We start from the raw sequence: 22,935 nt of genomic DNA, 5'->3' as shown, positions 1-22,935 counted from the left end.
TGTGTCAGTCGACGTCACCGGACCGATGAACGATCGGTACGACGAGATCCTGAGCGAGCGGGCCCTGGAGCTGATCGGGCTGTTGCACCGGGAGCTCAACCCGCGTCGGCTGGAGTTGCTGGAGCGGCGGAAGGCCCGGGTGGCGGAGATCGCGGCCGGCGGTTCGCTCGGCTTCCTGGAGGAGACTCGATCGGTCCGGGAGGACCTGTCGTGGCGGGTGGCCGAGCCGGCGCCGGGTCTGGTCGACCGGCGGGTGGAGATCACCGGGCCGACCGACCGGAAGATGACGATCAACGCGCTGAACTCCGGCGCGAAGGTCTGGCTGGCCGACCAGGAGGACGCGAACACCCCGACCTGGGAGAACGTGGTCGGTGGGCAGCTCAACCTGCTCGACGCCGTCACCCGCAAGATCGACTTCAGTACCGCGAGCAAGTCCTATGCGCTGAAGCCCGACGAGGAGCTGGCGACCATCGTGGTCCGGCCGCGCGGCTGGCACCTGCCGGAGAAGCATCTCCAGGTGGACGGCTCACCGGTGTCCGGATCGCTGGTCGACTTCGCGCTGTACCTGGTGGCGTGTGGACAGCTGCAGCTCGATCGCGGGCAGGGGCCGTACTTCTACCTGCCCAAGATGGAGTCGCATCTGGAAGCGCGACTGTGGAACGACGCCTTTGTGCTCGCGCAGGACTTCCTGGGGATGCCGCGCGGCACGATCCGGGCCACCGTGCTGATCGAGACCTACCCGGCGGCCTTCGAGATGGAGGAGATCCTCTACGAGCTGCGCGAGCACTCGGCCGGGCTGAACGCGGGTCGCTGGGACTTCATGTTCAGCGTGATCAAGACCTACCGGACCCGCGGTACGGACTTCCAGTTGCCGGACCGGAACTCGGTGACGATGACGGTGCCGTTCATGCGGGCCTACACCGAGCTGCTGGTCAGCACCTGCCACAAGCGCGGCGCGCACGCGATCGGTGGGATGGCGGCGTTCATCCCGAGCAAGGACCCGGCGGTCAACGAGCAGGCGTTCGCGAAGGTCGAGGCGGACAAGGCGCGCGAGGCCGGCGACGGGTTCGACGGTTCGTGGGTCGCGCATCCCGGCATGGTCGAGACGTGCAAGGCGGTCTTCAGCGCCGTACTGGGTGACCGCCCGAACCAGCTCGACGTACTGCGCTCCGACGTGCGCGTCACGGCCGCGGATCTCCTCGATGTCGCGTCGACACCTGGCTCGGTGACCGAGGCCGGGTTGCGCAACAACATCAGTGTCGCGATCCAGTACCTGGCCGCGTGGCTCGAAGGAACCGGTGCCGTCGGCATCTTCAACCTGATGGAGGACGCCGCCACCGCCGAGATCTCCCGCTCGCAGATCTGGCAGTGGCGCCACAACCAGGTCGTCCTCGACACCGGCGCGGTGGTGACCACAGAACTGGTCACCACCCTCGCCGACGAGGAAATCGCCAAACTCGACGGCGACCCCGCGACCTACGCAACCGCCCGCGAAACCTTCCTCGACGTAGCCCTAGCCGACGACTACATCGACTTCCTGACCCTCCCTGCCTACGAACGCTTCGAGTAGGGGCTCACGCTCGCTTCCAGAAGTCGCGCTTGCGCTTTGTCTCCGGCGCAGCCGGGGTTGGATTGCCGGTGCCTGCGAAGGTCTCCAAGGTTTGGAGCGCTAGCTCCCACAGAGCTGTTAGTTGAGTGGGTGTGGGGATGCCGCGACCTTCGACGGCCGCTAGGGCCGTGAGCAGGTCGCGAAGCGGGTCAGCCTGGGTGCCGGCGTCCTGGAGTAGGGCGCGGAGGCGGCTGGCCAGGTCTGCCAGGATGGTCCGCTGCTCGACCGGGCTCGGCGTACCGGCGTTTCGGAGCAGGTGTGCTTCGGATGCGGCTTGAGTGCGCGCCTCGGCGAGCGGGTCCCGCTCAAAGACTGCCGCCTCCTGGAGACCACCACGTCCGCGGGCACGCCGTTGCATCGGCGCGAACGACGGGGTGGCGCCCATGCCCAGCGAAACTCCACCCTGCGATCGGGCGTCGAAATCACCGGCTGCCGCGAAACCAGAAGGCGGAGCAGGCATTCCAGCGGGTGCAGTGGTGAACGCGGCGGCCGCTGTCGGCATGGCGAGCCGGGCATCCCACCCAGACGGGAGCTCGACCGGTTGGGTGACGCGGTGCTTCGGACCGCCCTCCGCGACGACGCGCGAGTCCACGGCCACGAGCGCGGTGAACCGGCACAGCACACGATGCTTCAACGACACCGCGACGATCCGCTGCTCCAGCTCTTGCGAGTCGCCGGTGCCGATCGTGTAGCGGTCCTCGAGCTCGCGCAGATGCCCGCGCGCCCACATCGCCGCGACCGCACCACTCTCGGTCGGGACAGCCGGCACCGGCACGTGCCATTCCTCACCCGACGCGGTGATGCCGTGCAGTTGAGCGACAGCGTTCTCGGGTGCCCCCCGATACCGGCCCCGCAGTACGAGCGGAACACCGGCGAAGGCGTTCGGCATCCGGGCCGGGCTGATCGTGTCTTCCAGCAGCGTCAGCCCATCGGCCGACAGCGCGAGGTCGGTGAGCAACGGAGTACCGATGCGGAGGTGGATCCGGTCGAGTGCCTCGTCCAGACGGTCCTCGCTCTCGACGAGCTCGCAGCGGCCGCCACCGAGACCCGCCAGCCGGCCGAGGAAGCCCGCATTGACGGCTCGGTCGATACCGACGGTGTGAATCCGTACGCCGGTCAGCGGCGCGGCCAGCTCGGACAGCAACTGATCCTCGTTGCCGATCTGCCCATCGGTCACCAGTACGACGACGCGATCACGCGCGCCGGCCTGGTCGGCGTCGAGCATCCGGGCCGCCTCGCGCATCGGCGCCAGCATCTCGGTGCCACCGCGGGCCTCCAGGCCGGCCAGGTGCTCGACAGCGCGGAAGCGATTGCGATCGTTGCCCTCGGCAAGTGAATCCGCCGGCAGCCCGGTGGGCCGCTCGATGACAGTGTCGAAGCTGAGAACGGCGAACCGGTCCTTCGCGGTCAGCGTGTCCACGATCCGCGCAGCCGCCCGCCTTGCCGCGATCATCTTCCAGCCTTGCATGCTGCCGGACCGGTCCAGCACCAGTACGACGTCCCGCGGACGCGGCGCGACAGCCTCGAGCGGAGGCAGGACGGTCAACTCGAACGTCCCCTCCTGGGTGTCGTCGGTGTCCGGCTCCAGGGTGAAGGCGGTCGCGGTCGCCTCGGCCTCGCTGTACGCGAGCCGGAGGATGAAGTCGCGGTCCACTCGCTCGCCGGGGTTGATCGCGACGGAGGTGACCCGGTCGCCCTGCTCCGTACCGATCGCGTGCAGGCTCGACCGGATCCCGCCCAGCGGAAGTCCGGCCGGGTCGATGTCCGCCCGGATGCTCAGCTGAACCGGATTCGGGAACCCGGGCAGCAGGATCGGCGGAGTGATCCGCGAGGCGTCCGGTACTGCGTCCGTGTCCGGTACGACGCCGTCGCCGACGCTGGACCCCGGGATCGGCGTACCAGGGATGTACCGCGGCGCCACCACGAGCGGCAGCCGGTACGTCGCTTCGCCGTCCTCGTAGGGGAGGGGCGCGACCAGGGTCAGCTGCACGCTCACTCGCTCACCGGCGACGATGTTGCCGACCCGCAGCGTGAAGACGTCCGGGCGCTCCTCCTCGGCGATCGACGCGCGCTGACCAGCGGCCAGGGCTTCGTCGTACCTCGCGCGGGCCTCGGCGCGTTCCCGCAACTCGGCCTCGACCGTCCGGCCGTCGGCTGTCATCCGCAGACCCGTGACCGCGGCGCGGGCGGGCAACGGGAAGATGTACGTCGCCTCGAGCGGGACGTCGTGTGGGTTGTGGAAGTCCTGGGTGATCACGGTCCGCGCCACCAGCCCGGTGATGTCGGCGCGAACGTCGATCCGCTCCAGCGGCAGGTTCCCCCGCTCGGTGTGCAACGCGGCCAGTCCGCTGTCGTCGACCACCTCTTGCAGCTCGCCGGGTTCGAGAGTGGGCAGAACAGTCATAACTCGTCTCCTGACGCTTGAGGCAACAACCGCTGCCGAACCAACTCCGCTACCAGGGGCTCCGCAGCCCCCACCAACCGCTCCACATCCACAACCCCGCCATCCACCCCATCAACCACCACCCGAACCCCATCCCCAACCCGCACCACAAACCCCAGATGAGTTGAGGGGGTGGAGGCGCGGCGGGTGTCTACTGGCTCGCCGGCGACATCAGCGCCAGCCGGGCGGTCCGTCCAGAAGCGGGTGCGCTCTGGGGCGGCTGCGTCGGCGGGCGCCGACGGAGGCTCGCTCGGGTGGTTGGCCGCCGGTTCGGGTGGGAGGGCGGCGATGGGTTCTAGGGCCTCGTCGGGGGCGCCGGTTAGTTCGGCTTGGATTTCGGCGAGGGCGTGGCCTTGGGACTGGCGGCGTTTGATGGCTACCAGTTGGAGCAGGTGGCGGCGGCTGTAGAGAGCCGTCCGGCCGCGCATCTGAGCGGGCCGGTCGATCAGACCGGTCGTGGTGTACCAGCGAATCGCCCGCTGGTCAGGAACCGCGCGCACCCGACCGTTGACCGGGCCTGGAGAGTCGGCCAGTGCCGCCTCCACCCGTTCCGCCAGCTCGCCGAGCGTCCACAGTTCCATGCCCGCATCATGACACTGTCATATGACAGTGTCAACGTCAGCAGGTAAAACTGCGGAACGACGGCGCAGCCGATCAGCCTGCCCGGTACAGCAACCAGGCGTCCCCCATCCGCTGCACCTGGCCCGGGGTGAACTGCGTGTAGCAACTGTCGTAGGAGTAGTCCATGTAGTTGTGGATCGGGTCGAGCCCGGGCGCGCGGCAGGTGTCCTTGCCTTCGGGGCAGCCGCTGGTCGGGGTCTTCTGGGCGGGGGTGTCGTCGACGAAGTCGCCCTTCGCGTTGCAGCCGCCGAAGAAGGTGTGCTCGAGGTTCAGCCAGTGGCCGACCTCATGGGTTGCCGTCTCGCCCTGGTCGTAGCGGCCGGCGTACGCGGTCGAGGTGCCCGGGATCGACTCCCAGTCGATGACGACGCCGTCGAGATAGGCCTGGCCGGGCTTCGTCACGATGTCGGGGAGGTAGGCCCAGCCGAGGTAGTCACCGGCTGTCGTCGAGTAGAAGTTCAGCGCATTCGGCCCGCCTTGGTGCAGCGCCTGCTTCATGCTGTGCTCGTTGGTGCCGCCTGGGTTCGCGGTGAACCAGGCCGCGTTGTCGGTCCGGGTCACACCGGCCAGGGTGAAGCTGAAGCCCGATCGCGCCCCGCCTTCTCCACCGGCGTACGTGTTGTTGAGTACTGCGATCTGCGTCGCGATCTGGCTGTCCGTCAGCGCCCCGGTCGTGCCGTCGGTGATCACGTGGACGTACACCGGCACGTTCACCTTGAACCCCTTCGGCGCCTTACCGATGGCGCTGGCCGGTAGATCCTCGTGAACCTGGCCGAGCTCAGGTTCCCGCAGTCCACCGCGACCGAGCAGGGTGGCGGACTCGGCATGCCCGCCGCACTCCTCGGTGGGCGACTCCGGGACCGGGGCCGAGTTGGCCGCGGGTGCGGCACCCATGGTCGTCAGCAGCATCAGAGTGACTGCGCCGGCCCGGACGAGCGTGAACCGCTTCATGACTGCCCCCTGGATCCAAGAGAGTGGCGATGCCCCCCAGGCAGTTCGACTCTAGGACCGCCGGCACTCGTTCGCTAGGGCAACTAGCGCACTTGGGCCAATAGGGCCTTGCCCCCGGCGGCGACCTGCGCATAGACGCCGGGATACCCGGACTCCGCGCAGCCCTTGCCCCACGAGACAGTGCCCAGCAGCCGGCCGTTGAGGACGAGCGGTCCGCCCGAGTCGCCCTGGCAGGCGTCGCGCCCGCCGTCGACGTACCCGGCGCAGACGTTCGTGGCCGCGGCGTACCCATTGCCCGTGTACTCGTTGTTGGCCAGGCAGACCGAGTCCCCGAGGATCGGTACGGCGAGCTTGCCCAGCGTGTCCGACGGGCCGGTGCCCTGCGTCTCACCCCAGCCGTAGACCGTCGGTACGGCACCCTTCCGGTCGGCCTTCGGGTTCGTCTCCAACGGCAGGATCGGTACGCGGTTCATCGGGCGGCTGAGCGTGAGTACGGCGAAGTCGTAGCGGTTGTCGGTCGTGTTGTAGCCGGGGTGGATCCAGATCGACTTGATCCCGGAGGCGCGCCCGGTGCTCGTGTCGGTCAGGTCGCGCCGGCCCTGGACCGCGGTGTACGTCGACATCGGTTTGATCATGCAGTGGGCGGCGGTGATGATCTTGTCCGCCTTGACCAGCGCGGCTCCACACCAGCGTCCGGTCGACTGCGCGGAGGCCGTGTTCGTCAGGGCGATCGCCCACGGTGCTTCCGTCGTACTGGCGAGCGTTCCGCCGACGATCAGTTTGTGGTCCTGGTGGCCGACCGAGGCGGTCGCGGCGCCGGCGGTGGCGAGCAGAACGGCTCCGGCAATGACAACAGCGCGCTTCAGCATGCCGAGAACCTACTGCATGCGCTCGACCGGATGCGTTAGGTGATCACCGGCTGACACGAGTTGACCGTCTCATTCGTGCATAGGTCGGCTGTGGAGGGGCACAGACCCGACAGGAGCTTGCCGGAACTCGAGGTCCCGCAAACTCCAGGCTCCGGCGTTGAGAAAAGCAGCGCCGGAGCCGTCTTGTCCTGGCGGTCGTAGCGCACACTGGGGTCACGACATGCCGACTCCCGGGGGGAATCGGCTTTTCTTGCCGAGGAGTTGAACGATGACCGAACAGGCCGATCTGCATCTCGAGATCGCCGAGGCGATGACCGAGGTGGCTGCTTCCCTGCAGGCGCCGATGGAGCTCGAGGAGACGCTGGCGGTGATCACCCGGGTCGCGGCCGAGACGATCCCGGGCATCGTGGAGGCGAGCATCTCGATCACCACCAAGGAAGGCCGGATCGAGACGCTGGCGCCGACCGGACCGCGGGTGACCCGGGCCGACCACCTGCAGTACGAGCTGGGCGAGGGCCCGTGCCTGCACGCCGCGCTCGAGGAGCCGGTTGTCGCGGTCAACGACCTCGCCAACGATCCGCGCTGGCCCGACTTCGGCCCGAAGGCTGCCGCGCTGGGCTTCGGTTCGCAGGTCGCGTTCCAGTTCCGGGCCGCACCGCACGTCCGGGGCGCGCTCAACCTGTACGCGCAGGAGCCGAACTCGATCGACCAGGACTCGATCCATCTCGGCAGCATGTTCGCCGGGCAGATCGCGGTCGCGATGGGCTGGGCCCGGCAGGACCAGACGCTGACCGAGGCGCTGGCCACCCGCAACATCATCGGCCAGGCGGTCGGCATCGTGATGGAGCGCTACAAGCTCGACTCCGACCGCGCCTTCGCGTTCCTGACCCGGCTGTCCCAGACCAGCAACACCAAACTCAACGTGATCGCCGCGGCGCTGGTGGAACAGTCCAACGAGGCGTCCCGGCGCTAACCCGTACGCCGACGGCCGCGCACCCCGGAGACTCAGGGGCACGCGGCCGTCAGGCGTCTTGAGCGTCAGGCGTCAGGCGCGGTACGCCGTCCACATGTTGCTGATCCGGGTGCTCTGGTTCGGGGTGAACTGGTTGTAGCAGGAGTCGTACGAGTAGTCCATGTAGTTGTGGATCGGGTCGAGACCCGGCAGCGAGCAGGAGTCGCGGCCCTCGGGGCAGCCGTTGGTCGAGCTGCTCTGCGCGGGAGTGTCGGCGACCTCGTCGTTCGTGGCCGTGCAACCGCCCTGGAAGGTGTGGTAGAGCCCGAACCAGTGCCCGGCCTCGTGGGTCGCGGTCTCACCGAGGTTGTAGTTGGCGATCGAGCCGCCGGGCAGCGAGTCGAAGTGCACCCGGATGCCGTCGACGCCCGGATTGCGGGAGTAGTCCCACGGGAAGGTCGCGATGCCGAGGTAGGAGAAGTCCACCAGCCAGATGTTCAGCGCGTTCGCGCCGCCCTTGCGGGTCTGCTTGCGGTAGGTGGCGCTCTGCTTGTCCTTGTGCCAGTTGCTGTTGTTGTAGCGGAACGTGCCCGCCAGCGAGAAGGTGAAGCCGGTGTTGGCCGCCGCGGTCGACTCCTGGCCGGCGAACGTCTTGTTGAGGACGGCCATCTGCTGGGAGATCTGCGTGTCGGTCACGTCGCCGTTGCCGGCCGCGTCCCGCATCACGTGGAAGTAGACCGGTACGGTGGCCGCCGCCAGCGCACCTTGCGGTACGGCGATGCCGCGCGCGGCCTTGGCCTTCAGCAGCTGGGCCGTGCGGGCCTCGATCGCCTTCTGCTCGGCCGCGCTGATGTCACGGGTGTCGGGGCCACGGCCACCCTTGGCGGCCGCGTCGGCCGACGGCACGAAGCAGTCGGCTGCCTGGTTGACCGGCAGGTCGACCGGGAGCTTGGCGTTGGCCTGCCCACTGATCGGGCTGAAGGCGAGCGCGGTACCAGCCAGCAGGACGGCCAGCGCGCGGGGACGGGTGATGAAAGGTCGCATGCGGGACGCGCTCCTCAGGATCGGGCCGCTTGGGCGGGCGGCCGGTTGACCGGAATGATGCGATCCGATTGCCTGCCACGGAAGCGATCGACCGGAAAAATGCGGAAACCTAGGGAAATCCTTCGGTCGCCGAGCGTGCACTCCGCTGACCGGACGGTCCCGTAACCTGGGTCCGTTTGCCCCGCCAACCCTCGTCGCAAAGGTCGTCCCTCGGTGAAATCAGGAACTCAGCCAGGCCACGTCGTCGGCGCCAGTTTCGGTCTGGTCTTCGTCATCCTGAACACTCAGCGCCTCGGTACGCCCGGGCGGCCGATCGCCGTTGCGCTGGCCGTCGTGGCGATGGCGATCGTGCTCGCGTCGTTCGTCCGGACCCTGCGGCAGGGCAAACCGGAGCGGCCGGAGAACCAGTCGGCCCGCGGGTACTTCGTGATCGTGGCGCTCGAGGTGGTCGCCTTGTTCGGCGGTCTCGCGGTGATCAACAAGGTCGAGCCGTCCGCCGTGACCCCGTGGATCGCGCTGGTCGTCGGGCTGCACTTCGTCGCCTTCTCGATCTGGTGGCTCCGCGGCCAGCGGGAGATGCTCGCGATCGGCCTGCTCATGGTCGCTCTGGCCGTCGTCGGCGGCGTGCTCGTCCTGACCCAGGACGACCGGTCCCTGGTGGCTCTCGTCTCCGGGTTCGGCTCCGGCGTCGTGCTCCTCGGCTCCTCCGTGCTCAGCGTGTTCCGGACGCAGCCTGATCAGCGAGCGACGTCAGCGGCGGCCGGTGGGACGTTGAGGGTGCCGTAGCGCTCCATCCGCTGCCAGCGCAGGCGGGAGCCGGCCAGGGCCGTGAAGACCGACTGGATGACCACCAGGTACATCAGTTGGCGGTAGACGAACTGCTGCAGCGGCAGGCTCCACAGCGGGCCTGCCTTCTCGCCGTCCAGCCGGAACGCATAGAAGCCCATGCCCAGTTGCAAGGCGAGGAATGCGGCCCAGACCAGTCCGACCCGTACCGGGTTCAGGAACGCGAAGCCGTACAGCGCGAACACGTCGACTGCAGGGGCCAGCAGCGGCAGTAGTACCTGGAAGAGCAGCAGGTAGGTCAGTCCCCGGCGTCCGAGCTTGCCGGACTGGCCGCCTTGCACCCAGGCGCCGCGGTGCTTCCACATCGCCTGCAGCGTCCCGTAGCACCAGCGGTAGCGCTGCCGCCAGAGGGCACCCAGGCTCGCCGGTGCCTCCGTCCAGGCGCGGGCACGTTCCTCGTACACGACCCGCCAGCCGTCCCTGCACAGCGCCATCGTCAGGTCGGTGTCCTCCGCCAGCGTGACGTCACTCAGCCCGCCGATGCGCTCGAGAGCGCTCCGCCGGAATCCACCGACGGCACCCGGAACGGTGGGCATGCACTCCGCGAGGTCGAACAGCCGGCGGTCCAGGTTGAAGCCGACGACGTACTCGATGTGCTGCCACCGGCCCAGCAGCCCCTTGCGGTTGGCAACCTTCGCGTTGCCGGACACCGCGCCGACCGACGGATCGGCAAAGGGCTGCACCAGCATGCGAACGGCATCCGGCTCGAACACGGTGTCACCGTCGACCATCACGACCAGCTCGTACGACGCGGCCTGCAACCCGGTGTTCAAGGCGGCAGGTTTGCCCGCGTTCGCCTGCCGGATCACCCGGACGCCCGGGATGCCCAGCGACTCCACCAGGTCGGCGGTGCCGTCGGAGGAGCCGTCGTCGACGACGATCACCTCGACCGGATGGTCCGAGGCCACCAGCGACCTGACCGCCGCCTCGATCCCCGCCGTCTCGTTGTACGCCGGAACGATCACCGAGACCGGCTCGGTGACCGGCTCGCCCCATGACCAGTACCGTTCGCGGGCGTGCCGCTTGGCCGCGACGATCGTGGTGATGGCTCGCAGGACGCTCAGTGCGCCGGCGGCGTACAGGAGCCAGGTGAGGATGCCGAGGGTGCCGTCGCTCAGCCGCATCGCCCAGATCACGGCCAGTCCGCGGCCGCGCTCCACCACACTCGCCTGATGGACCGGCTGCGCGATGCCGACGGTGTCGCTGACGGTCGCGAAGTGGAAGTTGCGTGCCTTCAGGGCGGGGATCAGCCGTTGCAGTGCTTCGAGCGTCTGGGTCCGGTCGCCGCCGGCGTCGTGCATCAGCAGGACCTGCCCGGCGGTGCTCTTCGGCATCGAGTTCGCGATCACCTGGGTGGTGCCCGGCCGGCGCCAGTCCTCACTGTCCTGGGTGGTCAGGACGGTCAGGTAGCCGTCGTCCCGGGCGTGCTTGATCGCGTTCCAGTCGGCGTTGGTGAGTGCGTCGGGCTCGGACGAGTACGGCGGTCGCAGCAGCGGCGTACTGACTCCTGTCGCGCCCGCGAGGATCAGCTGGCTCTGCCGCAGTTCGAGCGACCGCCGCCAGCCTGCCGCGGAGGACAGGTTCGCGTGGGTGAAGGTGTGCACGCCGATTTGGTGGCCTTCGGCAACAATTCGCCGAGCCAGCTCGGGATGGGCGACGACCTCGGTGCCGACCACGAAGAAGGTCGCCTTGACCCCCTGCGCCTTGAGCAGGTCGAGCACCTTCGGAGTCCACTCCGGATCCGGCCCGTCGTCGAAGGTGATCGCGATCGTCTTCGGCTTCGGCCGCGCCGACCGCGGCGACGACCCGGTCGCGTCGATGAGCGGACCACCACCAGAAACAGCAGCCGGTACCGCGTTGTGCGGGCCGGTCGCGATGACCGCGCCGTCCGGCTCGGTGCCGAACATGTGGTGCGTGTAGCCGTGCAGCAGCAGCGAACCGGACAGACAAACCAGCAGGAGCGTCAGGACGATCCAGTGGGTCCGCAGCGGAACCTGACGAGCTCTACGGGCCCTGGTCACGGCTTGGACGGGGTCTTGGTGCTGCCGCGTCCAGGCGGAGTCGTCGGCTTACCGTGCCCAGGTGTCTTGGTCGGCGGCCCCGGAGTGATAGTAGGCGTGACGGTTGGCGTGATGGTCGGTGTGACTGTGGGAGCCGTGGGTGTCACGGTCGGTTTCGTCGACGCCGACGGTGTCGGTCGCTCACCCGGCGTGGGAGTTCCCTCCGTCTCCGGCGCGCTCGTCTGAGCAACCGGCCGCACACTGCTCTCATTCGTCTTCTCGGACTCGCCCGGCTTGGGAGTCTCCGTGACCCGCCCCGGCGCCGGCGTCACCCGAGGCTTCGGCAACTGCCTCCCCGCCTCCGGCAACGGAATCAACGGCGTATCCACCCGCGGCCCACCGAGCACGCTGCTGACCAGCAGCACGACGTACCCGACCACCGGCACGGCAAGCCCAGCCCCGACCCGCCGAATCCGGCGCTGACGATGCCCGGAATGATCAACAAAAACAGGCGTTTGAACCGGCTCCGACCTCACAGTCGCGGCATCCTACCCGCCTTTCCAGCCCCTCGCTCCCCCCTTCACCCCCAGTAACCCACCCCCCACCCGCGGTACCCCAATCCCCACCACCCGCTCGACCTGCGGACGTCGAAGTTTCCTCAGGCTACGAGTAGGCGGAGGCCGAGCTCTGCGGCGTCGAGAGCGAGGAGCTCGCTGTTGAGTTCGGCCCACCGGCCTGAGGAAAGGTCGGCGCGGAGGTTGTCGACTGCCCGCCGCTCGGCGTCCGGTCCGACTCTCGTCCAGACCGACACGGCCCGGCGTACCGGCTCGTCGAGGTACGCCTCGGGCCTGCGCCAGTAGGCCTCGAAGAAGCCGTCAGCGCAGTCCCACGGGATCAGCACCGGCTCGATGCGAGCGTCGATCGCCTGGGCCAGTTGCTCCACCGGAGGCCGGTCGGCCACGAGGTCGGGGGGAAGGGTCTACTCTCCTGCGAGAACGCTGGCGATGTGGTGGGTAGGACGGAGAGTGGATGAGCGCGCAGGCGGCGTCGGTTGAGGTCAGGTGGGAAGGGACCTGCCGGGCTGGCACGGAAGCGCTTCTGGCCTGGCTCGGGTGGCGAGCGTGGATAGTGCGGGTTGCGGGCTTGTTGTTCACGATCTGGGTGGTCGGTACGGCGAGCGGTCCCGGGCCGATGATCGTCGGCGCCCTCGAAGGTCTGGTGCTGCTTTCCCTGCCGGAGTGGACAGCCGCGATCAGTTGGTGGATGTCTCGCCGTCTCGGACGCCAGTTCGTGAATGTGATCGATGCGGCCGGGGTCGCTCGGCGGACCGAGGTGAACAACTTCTCCTTCTACCCATGGGCGAGCTTTTCGCGGGTCCGCCGCACTCGCAGGTACTGGATCCTCCGAGCCGGCCGCACCCTGATCGTCCTGCCCCTCTCGGAGTTCTCGCCTGACGAGGAGGAGCGCTTTCGCGCCCATCTTGTCGACGCAGGACTGCTGCGCCGGACTGACGGGAACAAGTCCGGGCCGCAGGCAGCATGAGGTGATAGTCGTCCGTGCGATGGTCCGAGCTTTCTTGCTGGTGTGCATCGCTGCTTCGGTACTGGTCGGCTGCTCGTTGGAGGAAGAGTCGAATCCGGACGCCAGGGCTTACGCCGGCACCGTGCCGCGCGTCACGCTCGAAACTGCGTTGACGACCACGCGCTGAAGTTGCCGGCGGCTGTATCGGGTGTGCATTTCGGTGCCTTCAGCGGTTGCGAGTACAGCTTTCAGTTGAGTTTCGACCTCGCCTGTTCGTCGGTGCAGGAGTTCTTGACGGCCAGTGGTTTCACGACGCCGCCCCGAGCCGGTGTTGTTCCCTCCCTGGTGTACTCCGCTGGTCTCAGCCGGGGCTGGGACGTCGAACGGTTCGACAGTCCTCGAGGTATCGAGGAGGACATCCTCGGCGTTGTGCACCGGAGTGTCTTGGCTGTCGCCCTCGACTTCCCGAACTGTCGGATTTTCGTGGCGTCCTTCAAGTAGTGCCTTGATCTGGGCAGGGGGCTACTGGTTGTGGGCAATCGCTGTCGGAAAGCTACCGGTTGCGCATAGACTCCGCGGCGGCCGGAGTGGTCGTCGGGGGATGTCGCTGCAGGTCTCTGCTGGGGGTTGTCGTGTTGCGTCGTCGGATCGTCATGCTCGTTTGCGTTTCGTTGCTGGGGTCGTTGCTGGTGGTGCCGGAGGTCGCGGCCGAGCCGGTAGGGGGTGAGACGGCCGCGGCGAGTACGGCGGCAGTTCCTGAGCTGCAGCCCGGTGCGGGGCAGTTCGTACCGGTAGCCCCCGCCTCGGTGATCAACGGGGTCGCGGTGGCCGCGGCAGGGGTTTCGACCGTCACGGTGGCCGGGGCTAATGGGATTCCGTCGGCCGCGCAGGTCAGTGCGGTCGCCGTGCAGGTGACAGCGATCGGTACGACGGCAGCCGGCTACATCCAGACCTTCGCTGCCGGTACTACGCGGCCAACGGACAGCACCACCAACTTCGTCACCGGCCGGAACACAGTCAGCTACGACGTCGTGCCGGTCTCCGCGACCGGGCAGATCAGCGTGTACTCGAGTGCGGCCTCCAAGGTGTGGGTCAGGCTTCGCGGCTACTTCACCTCGTCGTCGGCCACGACGGCGGGCTCGACCTTCGTCCCGCTCCCGGCGACCACGGTGATCAACAACCTGGCGCTAGCGGCGAACGGGACCACCAGCTACACCTTCGCGGGCGCCAACGGCATCCCTGCAGCCGCCAACGTCGCTGCGATGGCCCTAGACGTCGTGTCAGCCGCCCCGACCGCAGCCGGAGTCCTCAAGGCTTACCCGACCGGCGAAGCCGCACCAGCCGACGCTGTCGTCAACTACCCGGTCACCCAGTCGCAGGCCAACTACGAGACGGTCCGGCTGTCCAGTACCGGTCAGGTCACCTTCTCGGCCAGTGGCGCCACCAAGCTCACGGTCCGGCTTCGCGGCTACTACTCCAAGCCGACAGCAACCACAGCAGCCGCGTCCTACATCCCGGTCGCACGAGCGACCGTGGTGAACGGCGTTGCCCTGGCAGCAGCCGGTACTACGACCGCAACGCTCGCCGGCGCCAACGGCATCCCTGCGGCCGCCAACCTCGCCGCTGTTGACGCCAACGTGGTGGCCTCGGCTCCTACGGCTGCCGGCTACCTGACTGGCTATGCGGCCGGTACGACCCGGCCCTCAGATGCCTCCGTCTACTACGCGAACGCAACCAACACCGCCGCCCACGACACTCTCAAGATCTCCGCCGCCGGGCAGACCACCTTCTACGCAAGCGGCGCGACCAAGCTGATCCTGCGCCTCCGCGGCTACTACAAGAAGGCGACCGCTCCACTGGCTCCGACCGGCCTGACGGTCGCGGGAGCTGACGGCAGAGCCACTGTCGGCTGGACCGTCCCGAAGGACGGCGGCGCGGCGATCACCGGCTACACGGTGACTGCCAACCCCGGAGGCATCAAGACGACGGTCGGCGTGACGAGCACGGCGACCGTCAACGGCCTGACCAACGGCGTCCCGTACACCTTCACCGTGCAGGCCATCAACGCCGCCGGCACCAGCGCCGCGTCCGCCGCATCCAAGCCGGTGGTGCCGATGGGCGGCGAGGTGCTCTACGCCCACGACGCGGCCGGCCGGGTCAAGGCGGTCTTCACCTCGGACGGCGCCGGCGTCTCCTACCAGTACGACGCCGTCGGCAACGTCACGGCGACGCAGAACCTGCCGGCCGGCCAGTTGACAGTCGCGCAGGCCGGACCTTCCACCGCGGTCGTCGGCGACTCCTACGAGATCTACGGCACCGGGTTCGGGCTGGACGCCGAGCAGGTGTCGGTGACGATCGGTGGTGCCGCCGCGCCGATCACGTCCTTGCGCCGCAACCACCTCGTCGTCACCGTCCCCACCGGGGCGGCGACCGGCGAGGCCTTGGTGAAGGTCGCTGGTACGACGGTCTCCGCTGGCTCGGTGACTCTGCTCGCGGCACCACAGATCACCAGTGTCAGTCCGGCCGTCGTCGATCGCGGTGCGCCGCTGACTGTCTCCGGCAGCAACTTCGCTCCGGCCACGACGGCGAACACCGTATCGGTCAACGGCACCAAGCTGCAGGTGCTTTCGGCGACCTCGAGCACGCTCACGGTTCGCGCACCCGGCTTCGGCGTTGCTGGCAAGCTGAGCGTGCGGACCAGAGCCGGTACCGTCAGCTCGGCAGGGCAGCTCACCGTGCCGCCCGCCCCCTTCCTGGCGGCGGATGTCGCGGCCTCGGTCCAGCTCACTCCGGACGCTGCCTCGACGATCAACCTGGTCACGTCCAACCAGATCGCGCTGTTCAGCATCGACGCGACGGCCGGACAGCGGCTCGGCTTCCAGGTCGACGAGACGATCAGCGGTTGCTACGAAGCGCACGTCTGGGCGCCCGACCGCAGCGCGGTGGTCGCGGAGGAGACGGTCTGTGGCCGGGACTTCTTCGAGCTGCCCCGGCCGGCGACCAACGGCACCTACCTGGTCGAGCTCGACCCACGCGACCCGGTCACCGGCAGCTTCACCGTCCTGGCCCGGCAGGCCGCCGACCTGACCAGCCCGCTGACGATCGACGGTGCCGCCGCGAGCCTGACCACTACGGCAGCGCCCTCACACGCCGTCTTCACCTTCACCGGTACCAAGGGTCAACTCGTCTTCACCACTCTGACCGCGCCGAACAAGCTCGCCAGCGGAGCGGTCCTCTGGGGCCCGCACGGCCAGAAGCTGGTCACCACCAACACGTACTCCGGTACGACCAGCGGCTTCCTCGCCTCGGTCCTGCTGCCCGAGGATGGCGTCTACACGGTCGACGTGGACCCGTACAACTTCGACGTGGGGACCTACACGGCTCAGGTGAACCTGGTGCCGTCACCGATCTCCGCGACGACCACGCTCGATGGCCCGGCCGCCCGGCTCACGATCAGCAAGCCGGGTCAGACCGGTTCGGTCAGCTTCACCGGCACGCAAGGACAGTTGGTCCACGTCGATGTCGCTCCGCAGCTGACGAGCACCGCGACCGGCAAGGTGACGCTGCGCGGTCCGGACGGATCGTTCCTGTTCCGGGACCAGTCCTGGACCTACTTCATGGACTACCAGGCCGACCGCTACGTGTTGCCGCAGACAGGTGAGTACCTGCTGCTGGTCGAGCCCGCGGGCGCGCAGACCGGCACGATCGACGTCACGGTGAACACCATTCCGGCGGATGCCATTGTCAGCACCACCGTCGACGCCGCAGCTGTTGCTGTGGGCAACAGTAAGCCCGGCCAGCTGGCCCGGCTGACCTTCTCGGCCACGGCCGGACAGCGGGTCTTCATCTCCTGCGTGGCGATCACCGGTCACGAGTACGACGTCAGTTTCCAGCTGCTCAACCCGGCCGGCACCAAGGTCGAAACCGGCACCTGTGCCTCGTCGGACAAGGGCATCCTGTTCGACACCCGGGCCCTGACGGCCGGTACCTGGACCGTCCTCGCCGACCCGAGCCGCGCGCTCGTGCTCGCCCCGATGCTGCGGGCCGTCTCCGTCCCGGCCGATCCGGTGGTCAGCTCCTCGCTCGGTGCGAGCCCGGTGGTCAACCTCGTCCCCGGTCAGAACGGGACTGTCGTCTTCCCGGTCACGGCCGGCCAGCGCATCTTCGTCGGCTGCACCCTGACCGATCCGAACCAGCAGTACGACATCTCCTTCGAGCTGCTGCGTCCGGACGGGACAAAGGCTGACACCGGAAATTGCTACACCTCCTTCAAGGGCGAGCTGTTCGACACGGTCACCGCCACGGCCGGCGGTGACTGGACGGTGAAGGTCGACCCGAAGCTCAACGCGAACGCGGGCGCGACGATCAAGCTGTACGCCGTACCGGCCGATGCCGCACCGGCGGCCACCATCGGTGGGGCCGCGGTCACCTTCGACACCGTGGTCGGGCAGAACGCGACCATCCCCTTCACCGCGACCAGCGGACAGCGGGTGCTGATCGGCTGCAGCCTGGCCGACTGGACCGCCAAGCAGTACGACGTGTCGTTCAAACTGCTCCGGCCGGACGGCACCACGGAGAAGACCACCAGCTGCTACGAGTCCAGCAAGGGCATGCTGATCGACACACTTGCCCTCTCGCAGGCGGGGACCTGGCAGCTGTTCGTCGACCCGGACTACGCGGTCACCGCCAGTACCACCGTCCGCTTGTACTCCGTGCCGGCCGATGTCACGAAGACGACGACCGTCGGTGGCGCCGGCGTGAGTGTGACGACCGTGGTCGGTCAGTCGGCCTCGATCACGTTCACCGGTACGGCGAGCCAGAAGATCAAGGCGACGTTGACCGCGTCGAGTTATCCGTCTTGCGGCGGCTTCCTGCGGTTGCGGAACTCGGCGGGTACCAACCTCACCTCGACCTGCCTGACGGCGAACGGCTACCTGACCTACACGCTGCCGGCCGCGGGCACCTACACGCTGTTCGTCGATCCGGCGGACCTCAATGCCGGGACCGCGACGATCGCGGTCACCAACAACACGGCCGCCGCGGCCATGCCGTCCGTGAAAGACCGCAAGGACTTTCCCCGCACGAAGCAAGCTGTTCCGGCGGTGGCCGAAACAGAGGAGCCGGACGAGGAAGAGGAACCGCCACCACCGGTCTATCCGCGGAAGCGGGACGCGTCGTTGACCGGCCGGATCCTCCGGACGGACGGCAAACCGCTCGCCGGGGTGACGGTGAAGGTGGCCGACCGGGCGGCCCGGACGAAGGCCGACGGGTCCTTCGTACTCCGTGGTCTGCCCCACGGCACCTGGCTGTTCGCGATGGACGGCCGGACGGCGTCGACGCGGACCACGAAGTACGGGTACTTCGACGTCCAGGTGAACCTGCGCAAGGGGAGCAACAAGCTCTTCTACCAGCCGTACCTGCCGATTCTCGACACCGCGAACGAGATCAGCATCGCCGGCCCGACCACCACCCCGGTGGTGATCAAGACGCCGAAGGTGAAGGGTCTCGAGGTGCACATCCCGGCCGGCGTGACGATCACCGACGCCGACGGCAAGCCGGTGACCCGGGTGGGCATCACGCCGATCCCGGTCGACCGGACCCCGATCCCGATGCCGAAGGGCGTCCAGGTACCGGTCTACTTCACCGTCCAGCCGGCCGGTGGTGAGTTGCACGGTGGCGTGGCGAAGATCCACTACCCGAACTACCTGGACCAGAAGCCCGGTACCCGGCTGAACTTCTGGACCCACGAGAAGTACGCCGAAGGCTGGGAGGTCTACGGCCAGGGAACGGTGACGGCAGACGGGACCCAGGTGATCCCCGGCGAGGACACCGCGATCGAGAACTTCGACGGCGCGATGATCAACGTCTCGGGCTGGCTGGAGGGTCTCACCAAGGGCATCCTCGAGGCGCTCGGCTCGGCCGGTGACCCGGTCGACCTCGGCACCGGACGCTTCACCTACACGCAGTCCGACCTGACCCTCGGCGGGTTCGTCCCGATCGAGGTGCAGCGCGCGTACAGCTCGGGCGATGGCCGGGCCCGGCCGTTCGGGATGGGCACGATGGGGACGTACGACACGTTCCTGACCTCCAAACGGCAGTGGCAGGAAGCCGATCTCAACCTGATCGACGGCAGTCAGGTGCACTTCGTCCGGACCTCGCCCGGGACGAGTTTCACCGATGCCTCGTTCGAGGCCCGCGGCACGGTCGGGCAGTTCGCCGGCGCCACGATGGCCTGGAACGGTCGCGGCTGGGACCTGCGGCTGCGCGACGGCACGGTGCTGATCTACGGCGACGAGGCCCCGTTGCAGGGGATCCGGGACCGGTTCGGCCACACCGTGGCGATCAAGCGGATCGCGAAGAACGTCTACGGCAGCCAGATCGGCGCGATCGTCTCGATCACCTCGTCGGAGGGCTACTGGCTCACCTACGACTACGACACCGCCGGTCAGGTCCTCGCGATCCACGACAACGCCGGCCGCACCGTCTCCTACACCTATGACAGCGGCCTGCTGAAGACCGTGACCGATGTCAACGGTGGCGTCACGACCTACGGCTGGGACTCAGCCAAGCGGCTGACGACGATCACCGACGCCAAGCAGCAACTCTTCCTCACCAACACCTACGACACCAACAACCGGGTGATCCAGCAGAAGCTGGCCGACGGCGGGCTCTACAAGTTCGACTACGTTCTGGACAGCACCGGCAAGAAGGTCACCAAGACGACCGTCACCGACCCGGCCGGCGCCAAGCGCACCGTCGAGTACGACGCCTCCGGCTATCTGGTCAAAGACACCAGCGCCACCGGTACTACGGCCGAACGCGGCTACAGCGTCGAGCGCGACCCGGCCAGTCACCTGCCGACCAAGACGACCGACACCAACGGCCGCTCGATGGTCAGCACCTACAACGCGAACCAGCAGGCCACCTCGACCACGGTGAGCATGGGCACCGGGCAGCAGCAGGAAACGGCGACCTACAACGGTCCCGAGGGCGCGATGGATTCGACGACCGATGCCCTCGGCAACACTATCCGCTACACGTTCGATGCCGCCGGCAACGTTGCGAACGCGACCGACGCCGAGGGGCGCAAGACCACCTACGAGTGGAACTCCGACGGTCTGCTGGCCAAGCTGACACCCGATGGCGCGGGTTCGACGACGTACGAGTACCTGGACGGCATGACGTCGGCGACGATCGATCCGCTCGGCCGCAAGACGTCGTACGGGATCGACCCGGCCGGGCGGGTGCACGAGACGGTCGGGCCGGACGGCGGGGTGTCCACCGTGCAGTACGACGCCGCCAACCAGGTGCTGTCCACCAAGGATCCGCTGGGTGCCGTCACGACGTACACGTACGACGCGAACGGCAACCTGGAATCGCTGAAGGACGCACGGAACGGTACGACGAGCTGGGCGTACGACGTGATGGACCGGGTCCACGAGGTGACGGACCAGGTCGGCAAGAAGACCGTCTACACGTACAACGCGCTCGGCCGGCCGGAGACCGTGACCGACCGGCGCGGGCTCACCACGGAGTACCGGTACGACGAGCTGCAGCGGCAGGTCTTCACCGGGTACGGCAGGACCGGCTCGCCTGGCGCATATCAGTACCAGTCGACGCTCATCTCGGTCTACGACGACAAGGGTCGGCTCGAGTCGCTCACGGACTCCACGCCGGGTGCGGGCGCGGTCGCGTACACGTACGACGATCAGGACCGGCTCGCCACCGAGACCACTCCGCAGGGCACGATCACGCGCGAGTGGGATGCCGCGGATCGGCTGAAGACGCTCAAGGTGCCAGGGCTGCCGGACACGAGTTACCAGTACGACAAGTCGGACCGGCTCACGTCGGTCACTCGCGGGACGGTGACAGCGTCGTACGGGTACGACTCGGCCGGGCGGCTGAAGACGCAGACGTTGCCCGGTGGTGTGGTCCGCACAGCCGACTACGACCTGGACAGTGCGCTGACCCGGCTGACCTTCACGTCGGGTGGGCAGGTGCTGGGCGACCTGACCTACCACTACGACTCCGCTGGGCGGCTGGACCGGTCGTCGGGGTCGTGGGCGCGATCGGATCTGCCGACGCCGGTCACGTCGGCCGAGTTCGACCCGGCCAACCGGCTGACCTCTCTGGACGGCGTCACGCGCACCTACGACCCAGAAGGCAACCTGACCTCAGACGGCACTTCGACGTACACCTGGAACGCCCGGGGCGAACTGTCGTCGACCACGGGCGCAGTCGGTGCCTCGCAGGTGCGGTACGACCCACTGGGCCGGCGGATCGGGACCACGGTCGGCAGTGAGTCCTGGAACCTTCGCTACGACGGGGACAACCTGCTGGTCGAGGACGGTCCGGGGACCGCGGACGCGACGTACCTCGCCGGTCTCGACACCGACTCGGCAGTCGCGCGGGTCGACGGTCTGGACGGTACGGGTGGCGCATCAGCCCTCCTGACCGACCGGCAAGGTTCAGTCGTGGCCAGGACGGCTCCCGGTACTGCGACGCTGGCGGCGGAGTACACGTACGGCCCGTACGGCACCTCGCGATCCAGCCTGACCGGGGACACCAACCCGGTGCGCTACACGGGACGCGAGTCCGGGCCCGGCACACCGGCGGGCCTGCAGTTCAATCGTGCCCGCTGGTACGAGCCAGGGACCGGCCGCTTCCTGTCCGAGGACCCGGAAGGGTTCGAGGCCGCTGGGCCGAACCTGTACTCGTACGTCGACGGCGACCCCGTCGACGCCACGGACCCCACCGGCGCGGTGCCGCAGATCATCGCCGCCTGCGCGGGTGGCGCGATCGTCAACACCGTGGCCGGAGTACTGCTCGGCCGCAAGCACACCGCGGGCGACTACCTGCGCGGACTGGCCAAGGGATGCGCAGAGGGCGTCCTGATGTTCGGGGTCGGCAAGTTCCTCAGCGTGGGGCTGCGCTCGACCAGGCCGTTGACCAAGCTGCTGGACGACGCCGCCGAGACAGCGGCCAAGGCATGCAGCTTCACCGGCGAGACCTTGGTCCTGATGGCCGACGGCACCAAGAAGCCGATCGGGCAGGTCGAAGTCGGCGACGAGGTGCTGGCCACTGATCCGGAGACGGGCGAGCAAGGCCGGCACAAGGTCACCCAGATCTTCGAGCACTCCGATCAGGTGATCGACCTCGAAGTGGCCGGTGAGCTGGTCACCACGACCGCGAACCATCCGTTCTGGAACGCGACCGACCAGCGGTTCGAACCCGCCGCCGAGCTGGACCGCGGCGACGAGGTGCAGTCCGCCGACGGCCGGCGCTTCACGATCGGTGGGCTGCGGACGGCCGGCGCGCGCGCCGCGACGGCGTACAACCTCAGTGTCGAAGGCATCCACACGTACCACGTGGGCGCCGACGAGTTGCTGGTCCACAACACCTGTGGAGTGCCGATCCCGAAGGGCCGCTGGGACCACATCTGGAAGCGGCACGTGAACCGGACGAAGTACCCGCACAAGAGCAAGTTCAACACCACCAGCAAGGCCAAGATCGAGCGGATGATCAACCGGGCGCTGGGTGGAGAGACGGGTGACGGCGTGTACTACTACCGGTTCCCGTCGTCGATCGGTACGACGGCCGCCGGCGATCCGCAGTACTACATCCGGGTGGTGGTCCGGAAGGGCAGGATCCACACGGCGTTCCCCTCCGGTGCGCCGTGACGGGAGGGACGTAGGGTGCTGTCGGCATGGGCGTAGATGTGGTGTTGAAGCGGGTCGGCCGGGCTGGGACGAGTCCGAAGAAGCGCCGGCTGACCCAGCTTGATGTCGTGCTGGACGAGGCTGACGTGTTTGCGGGAGTCTGTGCGGGCAGTGGGTTGCCGATGTTGAGTCGGGTGGATCCGTATGGCGATCTCGTGCTGACCGGGGAGGAGATGCCGCAGTTCATCGCTGAGGTGGAGGTTGAGTGGGGGCGGGCGGCGGAGCCTCAGCGGGGCGTGTTGGCGGAGGTTCGCAGGCTGGCTGAGTGGTGTGCCGCGGAACCGTCGACGGAGTTGCATCTCGAAGGCGATTGACTTGGCCGGAACGGGCAAGTTGATCTGAGGTATTGCGCGACTACTC

Annotated in this window: 15 protein-coding genes; 8 read left to right on the top strand and 7 right to left on the bottom strand. The window is 68.1% G+C overall.

What is annotated here, in order from left to right; all coding sequences use genetic code 11:
• The first annotated feature begins 1 nt into the window (after position 1).
• Positions 2 to 1,570 carry a malate synthase A gene (aceB, locus tag AB0F51_RS06225; protein ID WP_360274886.1) on the top strand — a complete coding sequence of 523 codons (1,569 nt, stop codon included), beginning with the start codon at positions 2 to 4 and terminating at the stop codon, positions 1,568 to 1,570.
• A 4-nt stretch (positions 1,571 to 1,574) separates the two neighbouring features.
• Here aceB and AB0F51_RS06220 read toward each other — a convergent pair whose 3' ends face one another.
• From AB0F51_RS06220 to AB0F51_RS06205, 4 genes are all read right to left on the bottom strand, one after another.
• Positions 1,575 to 4,013: a VIT domain-containing protein gene (locus AB0F51_RS06220; protein WP_360274883.1), complete on the bottom strand. Its 2,439-nt coding sequence runs from the start codon at positions 4,011 to 4,013 to the stop codon at positions 1,575 to 1,577.
• Entirely contained in the window at positions 4,010 to 4,633 is a 624-nt protein-coding gene (locus tag AB0F51_RS06215; protein WP_360274880.1) for a MerR family transcriptional regulator, read from the bottom strand. Before AB0F51_RS06215 ends, AB0F51_RS06220 begins: the two co-directional genes overlap by 4 nt.
• Before the next feature lie 73 nt (positions 4,634 to 4,706).
• Positions 4,707 to 5,624 (bottom strand): zinc metalloprotease, encoded by a 918-nt coding sequence (locus tag AB0F51_RS06210; protein WP_360274878.1) that lies wholly within the window; start codon positions 5,622 to 5,624, stop codon positions 4,707 to 4,709.
• A gap of 83 nt (positions 5,625 to 5,707) precedes the next feature.
• Positions 5,708 to 6,493 (bottom strand): serine protease, encoded by a 786-nt coding sequence (locus AB0F51_RS06205; protein ID WP_360274875.1) that lies wholly within the window; start codon positions 6,491 to 6,493, stop codon positions 5,708 to 5,710.
• A 268-nt stretch (positions 6,494 to 6,761) separates the two neighbouring features.
• Here AB0F51_RS06205 and AB0F51_RS06200 point away from each other — a divergent pair, with 268 nt between their 5' ends.
• Positions 6,762 to 7,466, top strand: a complete 705-nt coding sequence (locus AB0F51_RS06200) for a GAF and ANTAR domain-containing protein (RefSeq protein ID WP_360274873.1) — start codon at positions 6,762 to 6,764, stop codon at positions 7,464 to 7,466.
• Positions 7,467 to 7,538: 72 nt separating this feature from the next.
• On the opposite strand, the gene AB0F51_RS06195 is transcribed toward AB0F51_RS06200, so the two are convergent.
• Positions 7,539 to 8,489, bottom strand: a complete 951-nt coding sequence (locus AB0F51_RS06195) for a zinc metalloprotease (protein WP_360274870.1) — start codon at positions 8,487 to 8,489, stop codon at positions 7,539 to 7,541.
• A 213-nt stretch (positions 8,490 to 8,702) separates the two neighbouring features.
• On the opposite strand from AB0F51_RS06195, the gene AB0F51_RS06190 reads away from it, so the two are divergent.
• A complete protein-coding gene (locus AB0F51_RS06190) occupies positions 8,703 to 9,275 on the top strand; it encodes a hypothetical protein (RefSeq protein ID WP_360274867.1) in 573 nt (190 codons plus the stop codon).
• On the opposite strand, the gene AB0F51_RS06185 is transcribed toward AB0F51_RS06190, so the two are convergent.
• Positions 9,227 to 11,356 carry a bifunctional polysaccharide deacetylase/glycosyltransferase family 2 protein gene (locus tag AB0F51_RS06185; protein ID WP_360274864.1) on the bottom strand — a complete coding sequence of 710 codons (2,130 nt, stop codon included), beginning with the start codon at positions 11,354 to 11,356 and terminating at the stop codon, positions 9,227 to 9,229. The two genes, AB0F51_RS06190 and AB0F51_RS06185, sit on opposite strands and share 49 nt — an antisense overlap.
• A gap of 285 nt (positions 11,357 to 11,641) precedes the next feature.
• On the opposite strand from AB0F51_RS06185, the gene AB0F51_RS06180 reads away from it, so the two are divergent.
• Entirely contained in the window at positions 11,642 to 11,818 is a 177-nt protein-coding gene (locus AB0F51_RS06180; protein WP_360274861.1) for a hypothetical protein, read from the top strand.
• 175 nt (positions 11,819 to 11,993) lie between these two features.
• Here AB0F51_RS06180 and AB0F51_RS06175 read toward each other — a convergent pair whose 3' ends face one another.
• The gene (locus AB0F51_RS06175; RefSeq protein ID WP_360274858.1) at positions 11,994 to 12,296 is read right to left on the bottom strand and encodes a hypothetical protein; all 303 of its coding nucleotides are present in this window, start codon (positions 12,294 to 12,296) and stop codon (positions 11,994 to 11,996) included.
• Between the two features lie 182 nt (positions 12,297 to 12,478).
• On the opposite strand from AB0F51_RS06175, the gene AB0F51_RS06170 reads away from it, so the two are divergent.
• From AB0F51_RS06170 to AB0F51_RS06155, 4 genes are all read left to right on the top strand, one after another.
• Positions 12,479 to 12,877: a YcxB family protein gene (locus AB0F51_RS06170; protein WP_360274855.1), complete on the top strand. Its 399-nt coding sequence runs from the start codon at positions 12,479 to 12,481 to the stop codon at positions 12,875 to 12,877.
• Between the two features lie 19 nt (positions 12,878 to 12,896).
• Positions 12,897 to 13,043: a hypothetical protein gene (locus tag AB0F51_RS06165; protein ID WP_360274852.1), complete on the top strand. Its 147-nt coding sequence runs from the start codon at positions 12,897 to 12,899 to the stop codon at positions 13,041 to 13,043.
• Positions 13,044 to 13,509: 466 nt separating this feature from the next.
• On the top strand, positions 13,510 to 22,536 hold the full coding sequence (locus tag AB0F51_RS06160; RefSeq protein ID WP_360274849.1) for an RHS repeat-associated core domain-containing protein: 9,027 nt from the start codon (positions 13,510 to 13,512) through the stop codon (positions 22,534 to 22,536).
• Positions 22,537 to 22,562: 26 nt separating this feature from the next.
• Positions 22,563 to 22,889, top strand: coding sequence for a hypothetical protein (locus tag AB0F51_RS06155; protein WP_360274846.1), 327 nt, complete (start codon positions 22,563 to 22,565; stop codon positions 22,887 to 22,889).
• Positions 22,890 to 22,935 lie beyond the last annotated feature (46 nt).

Source organism: Kribbella sp. NPDC023855 (assembly GCF_040639475.1).
GTDB lineage: Bacteria > Actinomycetota > Actinomycetes > Propionibacteriales > Kribbellaceae > Kribbella.
The sequence above is the reverse complement of the archived record's forward strand: the minus strand, read 5'-3'. Positions and strand labels throughout refer to the sequence as shown.